This window comes from Clostridioides sp. ES-S-0123-01, assembly GCF_020658415.1.
Taxonomy (GTDB): Bacteria; Bacillota; Clostridia; order Peptostreptococcales; family Peptostreptococcaceae; genus Clostridioides.
Map to the genome: position 1 here is coordinate 440,897 of NZ_JACVWD010000004.1, position 13,491 is coordinate 454,387.

A 13,491-nucleotide genomic window follows, 5' to 3' on the forward strand; every position below is an offset into this window, starting at 1 on the left:
AAACTTAAATATAATATTAGGAGGAAATTATTATGAAACAATTTAATGTATTATCAGTATGTGGTTCAGGAACAGTTACATCATCAATGGTGGCAGGTAAATTAAAAGAAGTATTAGGAGATAAGGGTATATCTATTACAACAACAGAGGCTAGACCAACAGAAGCATTAAATTTGGCACAATCAGGAAGATTTGATTTTATAACATTTACAAGCCCACTTCAATCAGGTGATTACGGAATACCAACTATAAATGCATTTGCTTGTCTTACTGGTATAGGAGAAGATGCATTCTTTGAAGAAGTTTTAAAGGTTATTGATAGTTTAAATAAATAGTGTTTATAGTATCTAAATTAATAATTTAGATACTATAATAAACTATTATTAAAATAACTACTATCAAAATAAATTTAATCAAAGTGGTATCATTTAAGAATTTATTAGAATAAAAATGACAACAAAAAGATATTTATTTAGACATATTTAATTAATTTGATAAATGTTTAGAAATAGGAGGGTAAAAGATGTTAACATTTATGAAATCTATAATCGATACATTTGGTTCTGCAATTATAGTTCCAATTATAATATTCATAATAGCAAAAATATTTAAAGTGACTACTAAGAAATCGTTTCTTTCAGCTGTATATGCAGGTGTTGCTTTGCAAGGTTTTACGTTAATATTAAATTCATTTACACCAATAATAACACCAGTAATTAATAGAATGGTAGATAGTACAGGAGTAAATTTACCTGTGTTTGATGTTGGTTGGCAAGCTACATCATTAGTTGCATTTTCAACAAGTGCAGGTATGATATACTTAGGTCTTGGAATATTATTGCAAACTATTTTATTTTTAGTAAAGTGGACAGATGTATTCCAACCATCAGATTTATGGAATAATTATTCTTATATGGTTTGGGGAGCAATGGTAATAGGAGTGACAGGCAATTTCCCTTTAGGTATAGGGTGTATGGTCTTGTTAAACTTATACAGTTTATTAATATCAGAATTAGTTGCAAAGAGATGGTCTAGTTATTATAGATATCCTAATTGTACAATAATAGCTATGCACAATGTTGAAGCTTCTGTCTTTGCAGTATTTGCAGACCCTATATATAACAAACTTGGACTAAATAAAATAAAGTTAAACCCTAAAGAATTAGAAAAGAAATTAGGATTTTTAGGTGAGCCGATTACTCTAGGTCTTTTCTTGGGTATGTTTATTGGTATACTAGGTAATATGACTAGAATAACTACTATGGAAGCTTGGGGAGAAATAATGAAAGTTGGTATATCTACAAGTGCTGTTATGGCAATATTCCCAAAAGTAGCAAGTATGTTTGCTCAAGCATTTGCACCTATAACAGAAGCTGCTAGAAAGATTATGCAAAAAGCTGGAAATCGCGAGTGGTATATAGCAGTAAATGATGCTGTGGGATATGGTGAACCTGCAACTTTAATATCAGGTCTTATCTTAATTCCAATAATGCTTGTAGTAGCTATGATACTTCCAGGTAATCAGGTATTACCAGTTGTAGACTTACTTGCAATTCCATATATGGTACAAGGTTTAGTTGCAGTACATAATGGTAATATACCAAAAGTAATAGTTTCAGGTATAATATGGTTTGGATTAGGATTATATATATGTACATCTACAGCTCCATTATTTACAGATATGGCTACAAGTGTAGGTGTTGCTATACCAGCTGGAGCTATGCTTATAACAAGTTTCAATATACTAGGAAAACCTTTGATGGGGTTAGTGTTCTTTGCATTCTTAAGTGCAAATCCAATTTATATAGGATTAGCAGTTGTAATTTACTTTGTCTTATGGGCATTATTTAGAAAGAATAAAACAAGTATACTTGAATATTTAGAAAAACAAGCACTTAAAAATGTTGCAGAAGAACCTGTAGTAGCATAGCTTAAGTTTATTAAATATAAGAAAACAATGAATCAAGAAATCTATAATTGATTTTATAGGAGTATCAGAGATTATCTGAAAAGCTATAAATGAAATGTAGATTTCTTTTTATTTTGATAAATATTAGGATTCTGTTTTATTGTACTCAACTATTAATTTTATGAATTTTATTTTGTTATTTAAAACATATTTTTTTATATTTATACAATAATGTAATTTGATTTTATAAAATGTATTATACATTGTCAAAATGCTTTGTATGTAAGGTATTTGTAGATATGAATTATTTGTTTTTTGTATGGCATAAATATTGCTATATATAAGTGTATAGCATGAAGGGAGAGGTTTATATGGCAAATAAGATGAGAGCATCAGTACTATATGATATAGGTGATGTTAGATATGAAATGGTTGATATACCAGAAATAACAGATGGAGAAGTACTTGTAAATGTTAAATATGTTGGAATATGTGGCTCGGATTTACCTAGGTCTATGGTTAGTGGATTGAGTGGAGGTACAGCATATCCATTAATCTTAGGACATGAGTTTTCTGGTGAAGTTGCTAAAGTAGGGTCAAAAGTAAAGAGCATTAAAGTAGGAGATAGAGTAGCTGTTGCTCCATTAGTTCCTTGTGGAGAATGTGGTTATTGTAAAGAGGGGAATTTCGGATTATGTAATGACTACAATATAATTGGGACAAGAGTAAATGGAGCTTTAGCAGAGTATGTGAAAGTTCCTGAAGAGCATGTTTTAAAATTACCAGATACATTAGATTATGAAACTGCTGCTGGAATTGAACCAGCAACTATAGCATATCATGGGATTGCAAAAGCAGATATTAAGGTAGGAGATAGTGTAGTTGTACTAGGGTGTGGTCCAATAGGTCAGTTTGCTTTACAATGGGCAAAGGTTTTTGGAGCATCTAAAATTATAGCTGTTGATATTTTCAATGAAAAGCTAGAACTTTCTAAAGGTCTAGGAGCGAACTATACAGTAAATTCAAAAGAAGTAGATGCAATTGAAGAAATAAAAAAAATAACTAATGGTGGTGCTGATATTGTCATAGAGACTGCTGGTAGTAGGTTCACTCAAGAGCAATCTCTACTTATAGCCAAAAAAAGAGGAACTATAGTATTTGTAGGTATTTCGCATACAGAATTACCACTTAGTGCAAAAGCTGCGGAGAGCATATTACGTGGAGAACTTACTTTGAAAGGTTCTTGGAATTCATATACAAGTCCTTATCCTGGAAGAGCATGGACCGCAACATTAGATTTTATGGGAAAAGGAGATATTATTTTTACACCAATGATTTCACATAAAATAGGTCTTAATGAGGTAGGAGAATTTCTGCGTAAAATGGCAAACAGAGAAATAAATTTTAATAAAATCCTAGTAGAAATATAAAAATTTAAGAGGTATAAAAATGAATAAAAAACTAAAACAAATAGCTAAAAACATAAGAATAAGTATTATAAAAAGTATAACAGAAGCTAAGTCTGGACACCCAGGAGGTTCGCTGTCAATAGTAGATATATTAACTGTATTGTATTTTGAAAAAATGAATATAGACCCTATAAAATTTAATGATGAAGATAGAGATAGATTTGTATTATCAAAAGGGCATTCTGCACCAGCATTATATGCAACTTTGGCAGAAAGAGGTTATTTTGAAAAAAAGGATTTAATGAGTTTAAGAAAATTTGCTTCTAAGTTACAAGGACATCCAGACATGAAAAAGGTAGCAGGAGTAGATATGTCTACTGGTTCTCTTGGACAAGGTTTATCTGCTGCAAATGGTATGGCATTAGCTGGTAAATTAGATAATAAAAGCTATAAAGTATACACTATTTTAGGAGATGGCGAGATTCAAGAAGGACAAATATGGGAAGCTGCAATGACAGCATCACATTATAAATTAGATAATTTAATTGCATTTGTTGACTTAAATGGATTGCAAATAGATGGTTCTAATGAAGAAGTAATGAATGTTAGTCCAGTAGATGACAAATTTAAATCTTTTGGATGGAATGTAATACTAATAAATGGACATTGTTTTGATGAAATAGGAAATGCAATAGATGAAGCTAAAAAAGTTACAGGAAAACCAACAGTAATAATAGCTAAGACTGTAAAAGGTAAAGGTGTTTCATTTATGGAAAATAATGTGGCATGGCATGGAACAGCTCCAAATGCAGAACAAGCAGAACAAGCATTGAAAGATTTAGAAGGAGGTCTATAGGAATGGGAATAGCAACTAGAGAAGCTTACGGACAAGTGTTAAAAGAACTTGCAGAAAATAAAGATATAGTAGTATTGGATGCAGACTTAGGAAAAGCTACAAAAAGTATATCATTTAAAGAAGTTGCTCCAGATAGATTTTTTGATATGGGGATAGCAGAAGGTGACATGATTGGTACAGCAGCAGGTCTTGCTACTTGTGGAAAAATACCTTTTGCAAGTACTTTTGCAATATTTGCAGCAGGAAGGGCTTATGAACAAATAAGAAACTCTGTGGCATATCCAAACTTAAATGTTAAAATAGCAGCTACTCATGCAGGAGTAGCAGTAGGAGAAGATGGAGGAAGCCATCAAGCTATAGAAGATATATCTTTAATGAGAGGTATACCAAATATGGTTGTATTAAATCCTGCTGATGGAATAGAAGCAAAGAAAGCTATATTTTCTGCTGTAGATTACAATGGTCCTGTATATCTAAGACTTGGAAGAGCAACTACTGAAGATATACATAATGATGATTATAATTTCAAAATTGGAAAGGGCGAGATTCTTAGACAAGGTTCAGATGTAGCTATAATTGCAACTGGAATAATGGTTTCAAAAGCTATTAAATCTGCTGAATTATTAAGTAAAGAGGGACTTGAAGCTATGGTAGTTAATATATCAACTATAAAACCAATTGATAGTGAACTTATAGTAGAGGTAGCTAAAAATACTGGTAAGGTGGTAACTGTAGAGGAACACAGTGTAATAGGTGGATTAGGTTCTGCTGTTACAGAAGTTTTAAGCGAGAAATACCCTGTTGTAGTAAAGAGGATAGGTATAAATGATGAATTTGGTCAATCAGGAAATCCAGAATCTCTATTAAACTATTATGGATTGACTGTAGAAAATATAGTTAGTACTGCAAAATCATTCTAAATAAATATAATCAATAATAAAAGCAAACTAAAAATAAATTTTATCAAAAAAATATAGGAGGAATCAGAATGTTAGAGACTCTAAAAGAAGAAGTATTAAAAGCAAATTTGGAATTACCTAAAAGAGGATTAATCACTTATACATGGGGAAATGTAAGTGGAATAGATAGAGAAAAAGGGTTAGTAGTAATAAAACCAAGTGGTGTTGAGTATGATAAGATGACTGTAGAAGATATGGTAGTAGTTGATTTAGATGGGAATATAGTAGATGGTAGATTAAGACCTTCTTCAGACACTCCAACTCATCTAGTTTTATATAAAGAGTTTGAGGAATTAGGAGGTATAGTACATACACATTCAAGTTGGGCTACAACTTGGGCTCAAATAGGTAAATCTATACCAGCATGTGGGACTACTCATGCAGACTATTTTTATGGAAGTATACCATGTACTAGAAAAATGACTCGAGAAGAAATAAGTAGTGAGTATGAAAGAGAAACTGGTAATGTAATTGTTGAAGAATTTATGGGGAAAAACCCAATACACTGTCCAGGAGTAATTGTAAATGACCATGGTCCTTTTACTTGGGGTAAAAATGCAAAAGAGGCTGTTCATAATGCAGTGGTTTTAGAAGAAGTTGCAAAGATGGCATATTATACAGAATTAATGAGTCCTGAGAATACTATGGATAGATTACTTATGAACAAGCATTTTTCAAGAAAACATGGTAAAAATGCATACTATGGTCAAAAATAACTATCTGGAGGTAAATTATGCTAGAATCTTTAAAAGTTAAAATTGTAGAAGTAGCAATTAAAGCAGAGAATTATGGCTTGTGTAAGGAAAAAGCTGGTAATTTTAGCATTAGAGATAAGGATACTGGATATATACTTATAACACCTTCAGGTATAGGAAGAGAAGAATTGAAGACAGAACACATTTGTGTATTAGACTTGGATGGGAATGTAATAGAAGCTGAGAAAGGTATTAAACCTAGTAGTGAGGTACTAATGCATATTGAAATATACAAAGTGAGAGCAAATGTAAATGCTATATCGCATACACATTCTCTCTATGCAACAGCATTTTCAGTGGCAAATAAACCAATTATACCAATTGTATATGAGTCAGTTAATTATGGTGGTTATGTAGACATAGCTCCATATGAAAGACCAGGGACTTTGGAACTAGCCAAAAGTGTTTCAAAGTTATTATTAGATACGGATGCATGTTTATTAGAAAGGCATGGATTGACAACTGTAAGTAATGACCTTGAAGATGCTTTGTTAAAATCGAGATATGTAGAAGAAGTAGCAGAAATATACTATAGGTCTTTAGTATTAAATCAATTTAAAGAACCTAAGGCAGTAGATATTAATGAATTTAAAGCATGGAAATATCCAGATGAAATAAAATTTTAATTAGGATGATTTAAATTAAATAGATGAACTATAATAGATATTAGCTTCTTTATATAGTGTAGTACTTCTTAAGTAAATATATTTAATCTGATATATTCATTTAAAACAAAAATAATATAAAACCCTAAATCGATTCTTATATTGGTTTAGGGTTTTATATTTTTTATTTATATATTTCTACTTATGCATTTCTTTTTAGTTGATTTTCTGGAGAATTTATATATTCAAAGTATTTTTTAGTTTCAGATACTATTATAGGTGATAGTGCAAGCAAAGCTATTAAGTTAGGTATTGCCATAAGTCCATTTACAATATCAGCAATTATCCAAACTACTTCTAACTTTAAGAATGCACCTAATAATACCATAGCTACAAATACAGTTCTATATCCATTCATACCTTTTACACCAAATAGGAATTCAAAACATCTTTCTCCATAATAACTCCACCCCAAAATTGTAGTGAATGCAAATAATGTTAAGCTAACTGTAAGTAATATTGGTCCAAATGTAGGAATAGCACCATTAAAAGCTGCTTGAGTCATAACAGCACCATTTAAGTCTGAACACCAAACACCTGATATAACAAGAGAAAATCCAGTAAGTGTACAGATTATAATAGTATCTATAAAAGTTCCTGTCATAGATATAAGTCCTTGCTCTGCTGGCCACTCAGTTTTAGCTGCAGCAGCTGCTATTGGAGCACTACCTAAACCAGATTCATTTGAAAATACACCACGGGCGATACCATTTCTAATTGCTAGTGACATAGTTGCACCTAGAAAACCACCAGTTGCAGCAGTAGGTGTAAATGCACTTTTAATTATCAATACAAAAGTTTCAGGTATTTTATTCCAATAAGATATTAAAATGACTCCACAGATTACAATATAGATAACTGCCATAAAAGGTACTATCTTAGTAGCAACATTAGATATACTTTTAAGACCTCCAAATACAACTAAAGCTACAAATACTGCTAGTACAACACCTGTAATTCTAGGGTCCACTCCAAAGCTACTATTGATAGCGTCTGTTATTGAATTTACTTGAGTAAAAGTACCTATTCCTAAAAGTGCAACTAATATACCACTTATAGCAAAGAATATTGCAAGAGGTCTCCATTTTTCTCCCATACCATTTACTATGTAGTACATAGGTCCACCAGATACTTGACCATTTTTATCTTTAGTTCTGTATTTTATTGCAAGGACACCTTCTGAGTATTTAGTAGCCATCCCAAAGAATGCAGCTATCCACATCCAAAAAAGTGCACCAGGTCCACCAGCTTTAATAGCTGTGGCAACACCAACGATATTACCAGTACCAACGGTAGCAGCCAATGCAGTACATAAAGCTGCAAAACTTGAAACATCACCACTACCTTTATTTTCAGCAGCAAATATTAGCTTAAGAGCACGTGGAAGTTTTGTTATTTGCACAACGCCAAGTTTAACAGTAAGTAATATACCAGTACCAACTAGTAGTACCAACAGGGGCGGTCCCCAAATAAAAGCATCAACTTTGTTTAAAATATCAATTAGATTCATAAAAACACTCCCCCATTTTTTTGCTTTACACAATCAATAGAATTTTTAATGAAGTAATTGACAGGAAATTAGTATAATTTATTAATAATTTCTAGTGTAATAAAAAAAGCTAAATCTAAAATAGATTCAGCTCTGGATATACACTAATTAGCAACCAAAATAAAAGTATTAATAATACTAGTTTTGGTAGATAATCCCTGTCCTTTTGCCTGAGAGATTGAGCACAAATGCCTTGCCCCTTCGGCGCCCATAATGGGTCTCTCCAGAGTTCCGTAAATTTTACAGTCCTACTTTAAAAAAGTACCTGAGAGTGTTACTCCTTCGGTGTGCCATATGGCAACTCTTCTATAAAATCTTAACCGGATATTGATTTGTCATAGCTTATTGTATTAATAATATTAATATAAGGTTTTGTGTTTTGTCAACTAAAAAATTTAAAAACAGGAAAAAAATATAAAAATATAAGTCTAATTACGAATTATAAACTTACAAATTTAAATAATATACGTAAAAATAAATAGGATAGTAGGTGTGTAAATCAAATTAAATATAGGTTTGTGATAAAAAAAGAAGAAAATATTAAATAATTAATTAGAATTGATTTAATTATGGTAATATTATAGTTACAATGTTAAGAAAAAGTATATTTATTTAGCTTTTAAGTGTAGTGTAAGATTGGAGAAAGAGAAAGGAAGTATTTTAAAATGGGAAAAATATTAGTACTAGCAGAAAAACCTTCTGTGGGAAGAGATATAGCAAAAGTTTTGGGTTCAAAAAATGAAAAAAATGGATATATAGAGGGACCAAAGTATATTGTTACCTGGGCACTAGGTCATTTGGTTACACTTGCTGACCCTGAAAGTTATGGAGAAAGATACAAATCATGGAGTTTAGAAGATTTACCAATACTTCCTAAGTATCTAAAGACTGTTGTAATAAAAAAAAGTGGAAAGCAGTTTAATACAGTGAAGGCTCAAATGAACAGAAATGATATAGATGAAATAGTTATAGCAACAGATGCAGGGAGAGAAGGAGAACTTGTAGCAAGATGGATAATAGAGAAATCTCAAGTAAAAAAACCTTTAAAACGTCTTTGGATTTCTTCAAGTACAGATAAAGCAATAAAAGAAGGTTTTGCAAAACTAAAAAGTGGTAAAGAATATGAAAATTTGTACTATTCAGCAATAGCACGAGCAGAAGCCGATTGGATTATTGGAATAAATGCAACTAGAGCTTTAACAACAAAGTATAACGCACAGCTTTCTTGTGGAAGAGTGCAGACTCCTACTCTTGCTATGATATTGAAAAGAGAAGAAGAAATAAGAAATTTTAAACCTAAAGAATATTATGGATTGGAGATAATTGCAACAAAGGGCAACTCAGATATAAAGTTTATTTGGAATGATAAAAATAATAATTCCTCAACTTTTAGTAAAGAAAAGATGGAAGGTGTATCAAAAAAAGTAAAAGATTTAGATGTTAAAATATCTGAAGTAAATAAATCATATAAGAAAAAATATTCACCTGCGCTTTATGATTTAACAGAATTACAAAGAGATGCAAATAAAATGTTTGGATTTTCAGCAAAAGAAACATTATCTATAATGCAAAAACTATATGAACACCATAAGGTACTTACTTATCCTAGAACTGATTCTAGGTATCTAACTTCGGATATTGTTGGGACATTAAAAGATAGAATAAAAGCTGTAAATGTTAGTGATTATTCGAAGGTTTGTAATAAGTTATTAAAAAGTAATATTGTATCTAATAAGTCTTTTGTTGATAATTCAAAAGTAACAGACCATCATGCCATAATACCAACAGAGCAAAAAGTGTTTATGAGTGATTTTACAGATAAAGAAAGAAAAATATATAATCTTGTCGTAAAAAGGTTTTTGGCAGTATTAAGTCCTCCCTTTGAATATGAACAGACAACTATAAGTGCAACTATAGAGGGCGAGACATTTAAAGCCAAAGGCAATAAAGTAATAAATCTAGGTTGGAAAGAAAGCTATAAAGATATGGATGATGAAGATGAATATGAAAGCATTCCAAATGTGTTGGAAAAAGATATTCTTAAAGTTAAAAGCTTGAAGATGACTTCAGGAAGGACAAATCCACCACCATACTTAAATGAGGCTACACTTTTAACATCTATGGAGAAAAGTGGACTTGGTACAGTTGCTACTAGAGCAGATATAATAGAAAAATTATTCAATTCATTTTTGATGGAAAAGAAAAATAAAGATATATATATAACATCAAAAGGAAAACAACTGTTAGATTTAGTTCCTGTGGACTTAAAGACACCAGAACTTACAGCATCGTGGGAAAAGAAATTATTAGATATTTCAAAAGGGAAGCTTAATAAAAATACATTTATAAATGATATGAAGGATTATTCAAAAGCTATTGTATTAGAAGTAAAAAGTAGTGATAGCAAATTTAAACATGATAATTTAACTAAAAATAGATGCCCAGAATGTGGTAAATTTATGCTAGAGGTAAATGGTAAGAAAGGTAAAATGTTAATTTGTGAAGATAGAGAGTGTAATACTAGAAAAACCATATCACAAACAACTAATTCAAGATGCCCTAATTGTCATAAAAAATTAGAACTTCGTGGTGAAGGTGAAGGAAGAATATTTACTTGTAGTTGTGGGTACAGGGAAAAATTATCCTCTTTTAATAAAAGAAAACAAGAGGAAAAAAAGAAAGCATCAAAGAAAGATGTTAATCAATATCTAAAAAATCAAAATAAAAATCAAGAAGTATTTAATAATCCATTTGCAGAAGCCTTAGCTAAGTTGAAAAAATAAATAGTTTTCATGGCAATATTATACACAATCATAACTTTAACTATATATTAGTTATATGTACTGATATAATATAGGGTATAGTTTAGACATGAAAGTAGGGATGTCAAATGAGATTAAATTATATATTTAAATGCTATTGTGACAAATGTAAAGATATATGGAATAATTCAAGTATCGAATTATGTAAAGAAATAGAAACATATAGTGAAGATTCACAAAAAAAGTGTGAAGGCGAATTAGATAAATTGATAGATAAAGTATCAGTTCACTTAGAAAAGTGTCCAAGTGATGTTGTTCTAAGAAAAATGTGGATAAAAAAAGGTGAAGCTTTTTTGCAAAAAACACTAGAAAAAGAGAATATTTTTAAATTAGAGAAAATGAATGTAGAAGATAGAAAAAAATTCTTAGAAATAACAAAACAATTTATCAGAGATGCTAGAGGATTTGATGATGATTTACCTATAGAAGATATTATGCAGGCCATGAGAAATGTATGGATTTCAAATGCACTGCAATTATTATTTGGAAAAGATGTCTATTATTCAAAAGCAAGTTTTGCATATAGTATGTTATATCCATATACAGACAATTATTTAGATAATACAAAGACAAATGAAATGGATAAAGCCTTATTCAATCGTTGGTTAGAAAAAAGACTCTTAGGAGAAAAAATTAAACCTAATAACTGTCATGAAAGTAAAGTATCTCAGATGATAGATTATATTGAAGAGGTTTATCCTAGAGAAGATTTTAAAGAAATATATGAGTCATTGTTATTAATATTTGAAAGCCAAGTAAAGAGTTTAAAACAGCAGGATAAGGAGACTTATTTGCATAAAGACGAAATATTATCTATTTCTATTGAAAAGGGAGGTTCATCTGTTTTAGTAGATGGATATTTAATAAATGGGCTTATGACAAATGAAGAGGTAAAGTTTTGTATTGGTTATGGATTTTTATTACAAATATCTGATGATTTACAGGATATAAAAGAAGATTTAAAGTGTAATCATAAGACTATTATGACAGAGATGTCAAAAAAGGGTTTATTGGATGAAATTGCAAATAAGTTAATAAACTTTACTATTGAATTAATAGAAAACTTTAAAATTAACAGTAGAAATGAAGCTATAACAGACATGATAAAAAATGATTGTTTAATGTTGATTTTGTTTTCTATAGCTTATAATGCTGAATTTTTTTCTATAGAATATATAAAAAAAATAGAGAGATTTCTTCCATATACGATATCTTATTCATTGGAAATTAAAGAAAAGATGCGAAAAAAATTTAAAAATATTGATTTTTTAAATAATGAAAATGAATATAAAGAAATGATTGATACTATATGTGCAAAGTAGAAAAATAGTGAGATGTATAATACATATCTCACTATTTTAAGTTTAAATAAAATATTGATTTTAAGTTATTTAAATGCAGTAATAATCCCATTATCATGTAGATTTTTAATGATTGTAGCTGCAATAGGAAAGCCAAATAATCCAGCTATTCCAAATAGTTGAGCACCAACAAACATACACATTAGTGTTATTAAAGGATACAGACCAATTTGTTGTCCTACTACTTTTGGTTCTAATATTTGTCTAACAACAGTTATGATGATGTATAGTATTAAAAGCCCTATTGCCAAATGTATATTTCCATTGATTAATGAAATAATCATCCAAGGAGTTAAGATACTTCCTGTGCCTAATACTGGTAAAATATCGACAAGCGCAACTATGACAGATATAGTAAATGCATTTTCAACTTGTAGGATATTAAGACCAATAAGAAGTTCTACAAATGTTACTGATAGTAGTATGGCATATGCTTTTAACAATTTTAAAATAGCATTGATACTACTATTTTTTATATTGATTATCATTGTCTGACTTTTTTCTGGAAACTGTCTTAAAATAAAGTTCACTATTTTTTGATAGTCAAATGTAAAGAAGAAAGAAGCAATTAAAGTTATAATAAGTTTCAACATAAATGCAGGTGTTTTACTTGCAATACTTGCAATAGCATTAAGTGCATTTGTTGAAATAGAGGCAACTAAAGACATCATAGATTGACTGATATTATCCCAACCAAGTATCAATGCTAGATTAACATTAGGTGTACTAGCATCTATCTTAGAAAATAAGGTGTTTAATGTTGGCTGTATACCTGATTTATATATATCAGGAAGTCTAAAAAATATGTCGCTTATACTTGCAAATATTTTTGCACCAAAACTAACTAATAAAAATATTCCTAATCCATAAAAGGCTAAAAGTACTACCGCAGAAATAAATGTACGGTTTAAGTTTGTATTATCTGTAATAAGTTTTATAATAGGTCTTAAAATAAAGGCAATGATAAAACTAATCACAAAAGGTATTAATAATGGAAATAAGAATTTTAAGACAACATATATAATACTTGCTATTAAAACTACATATGTAAATTTAATTATAAAGCTCTTTTGCTTTTGAATGTCCATAATATAAAACCTCCAATGTATTTGATATTATTCTAAATATGGTCTTATTTGTATAAAATATACTACTGTATATTGATTATAAACTATAAAGCTTCTATGTAGTAAATAAATTATGTAA

At 29.9% G+C, this 13,491-nt stretch carries 11 protein-coding genes and 1 riboswitch; of the genes, 9 read left to right on the forward strand and 2 right to left on the reverse strand.

The genetic code is table 11. The features are described 5' to 3' along the window. Positions 1 to 32: 32 nt before the first annotated feature. From IC175_RS11935 to IC175_RS11965, 7 genes are all read left to right on the forward strand, one after another. On the forward strand, positions 33 to 335 hold the full coding sequence (locus IC175_RS11935; protein WP_227432742.1) for a PTS sugar transporter subunit IIB: 303 nt from the start codon (positions 33 to 35) through the stop codon (positions 333 to 335). A 188-nt stretch (positions 336 to 523) separates the two neighbouring features. Continuing rightward, positions 524 to 1,930, forward strand: coding sequence for a PTS galactitol transporter subunit IIC (locus IC175_RS11940; protein WP_227432743.1), 1,407 nt, complete (start codon positions 524 to 526; stop codon positions 1,928 to 1,930). Between the two features lie 350 nt (positions 1,931 to 2,280). Beyond that, a complete protein-coding gene (locus tag IC175_RS11945; RefSeq protein ID WP_227824119.1) occupies positions 2,281 to 3,339 on the forward strand; it encodes a galactitol-1-phosphate 5-dehydrogenase in 1,059 nt (352 codons plus the stop codon). Between the two features lie 13 nt (positions 3,340 to 3,352). Further along, positions 3,353 to 4,174: a transketolase gene (locus IC175_RS11950; protein WP_413927250.1), complete on the forward strand. Its 822-nt coding sequence runs from the start codon at positions 3,353 to 3,355 to the stop codon at positions 4,172 to 4,174. Between the two features lie 2 nt (positions 4,175 to 4,176). Then, on the forward strand, positions 4,177 to 5,094 hold the full coding sequence (locus IC175_RS11955) for a transketolase family protein (protein WP_227851552.1): 918 nt from the start codon (positions 4,177 to 4,179) through the stop codon (positions 5,092 to 5,094). 68 nt (positions 5,095 to 5,162) lie between these two features. Next, positions 5,163 to 5,849, forward strand: a complete 687-nt coding sequence (gene araD, locus IC175_RS11960) for an L-ribulose-5-phosphate 4-epimerase (protein ID WP_227437324.1) — start codon at positions 5,163 to 5,165, stop codon at positions 5,847 to 5,849. A gap of 17 nt (positions 5,850 to 5,866) precedes the next feature. Further along, entirely contained in the window at positions 5,867 to 6,514 is a 648-nt protein-coding gene (locus tag IC175_RS11965) for a class II aldolase/adducin family protein (RefSeq protein WP_227437322.1), read from the forward strand. A gap of 181 nt (positions 6,515 to 6,695) precedes the next feature. Here IC175_RS11965 and IC175_RS11970 read toward each other — a convergent pair whose 3' ends face one another. Then, on the reverse strand, positions 6,696 to 8,063 hold the full coding sequence (locus tag IC175_RS11970) for an alanine/glycine:cation symporter family protein (RefSeq protein WP_227437321.1): 1,368 nt from the start codon (positions 8,061 to 8,063) through the stop codon (positions 6,696 to 6,698). A gap of 187 nt (positions 8,064 to 8,250) precedes the next feature. Continuing rightward, a riboswitch (glycine riboswitch) is annotated at positions 8,251 to 8,339 on the reverse strand. A 428-nt stretch (positions 8,340 to 8,767) separates the two neighbouring features. Between IC175_RS11970 and IC175_RS11975 the strand changes: the two genes are divergently transcribed. After that, complete coding sequence (locus tag IC175_RS11975) at positions 8,768 to 10,885, forward strand: DNA topoisomerase III (protein ID WP_227437319.1); 2,118 nt, start codon at positions 8,768 to 8,770, stop codon at positions 10,883 to 10,885. A gap of 107 nt (positions 10,886 to 10,992) precedes the next feature. Beyond that, on the forward strand, positions 10,993 to 12,246 hold the full coding sequence (locus IC175_RS11980; protein WP_227437317.1) for a flagellar protein FliS: 1,254 nt from the start codon (positions 10,993 to 10,995) through the stop codon (positions 12,244 to 12,246). A 65-nt stretch (positions 12,247 to 12,311) separates the two neighbouring features. Here IC175_RS11980 and ytvI read toward each other — a convergent pair whose 3' ends face one another. After that, positions 12,312 to 13,373: a sporulation integral membrane protein YtvI gene (gene ytvI / locus IC175_RS11985; RefSeq protein WP_227851553.1), complete on the reverse strand. Its 1,062-nt coding sequence runs from the start codon at positions 13,371 to 13,373 to the stop codon at positions 12,312 to 12,314. Positions 13,374 to 13,491: the final 118 nt, after the last annotated feature.

What these genes read in the sequence shown, in the direction of transcription:
- ytvI (WP_227851553.1), bottom strand. Translation starts at nt 13,373, where the DNA reads ATGGACATTCAAAAGCAAAAGAGCTTTATAATTAAATTTACATATGTA.
- araD (WP_227437324.1), top strand. Translation starts at nt 5,163, where the DNA reads ATGTTAGAGACTCTAAAAGAAGAAGTATTAAAAGCAAATTTGGAATTA.
- IC175_RS11965 (WP_227437322.1), top strand. Translation starts at nt 5,867, where the DNA reads ATGCTAGAATCTTTAAAAGTTAAAATTGTAGAAGTAGCAATTAAAGCA.
- IC175_RS11975 (WP_227437319.1), top strand. Translation starts at nt 8,768, where the DNA reads ATGGGAAAAATATTAGTACTAGCAGAAAAACCTTCTGTGGGAAGAGAT.
- IC175_RS11935 (WP_227432742.1), top strand. Translation starts at nt 33, where the DNA reads ATGAAACAATTTAATGTATTATCAGTATGTGGTTCAGGAACAGTTACA.
- IC175_RS11970 (WP_227437321.1), bottom strand. Translation starts at nt 8,063, where the DNA reads ATGAATCTAATTGATATTTTAAACAAAGTTGATGCTTTTATTTGGGGA.
- IC175_RS11955 (WP_227851552.1), top strand. Translation starts at nt 4,177, where the DNA reads ATGGGAATAGCAACTAGAGAAGCTTACGGACAAGTGTTAAAAGAACTT.
- IC175_RS11945 (WP_227824119.1), top strand. Translation starts at nt 2,281, where the DNA reads ATGGCAAATAAGATGAGAGCATCAGTACTATATGATATAGGTGATGTT.
- IC175_RS11980 (WP_227437317.1), top strand. Translation starts at nt 10,993, where the DNA reads ATGAGATTAAATTATATATTTAAATGCTATTGTGACAAATGTAAAGAT.
- IC175_RS11940 (WP_227432743.1), top strand. Translation starts at nt 524, where the DNA reads ATGTTAACATTTATGAAATCTATAATCGATACATTTGGTTCTGCAATT.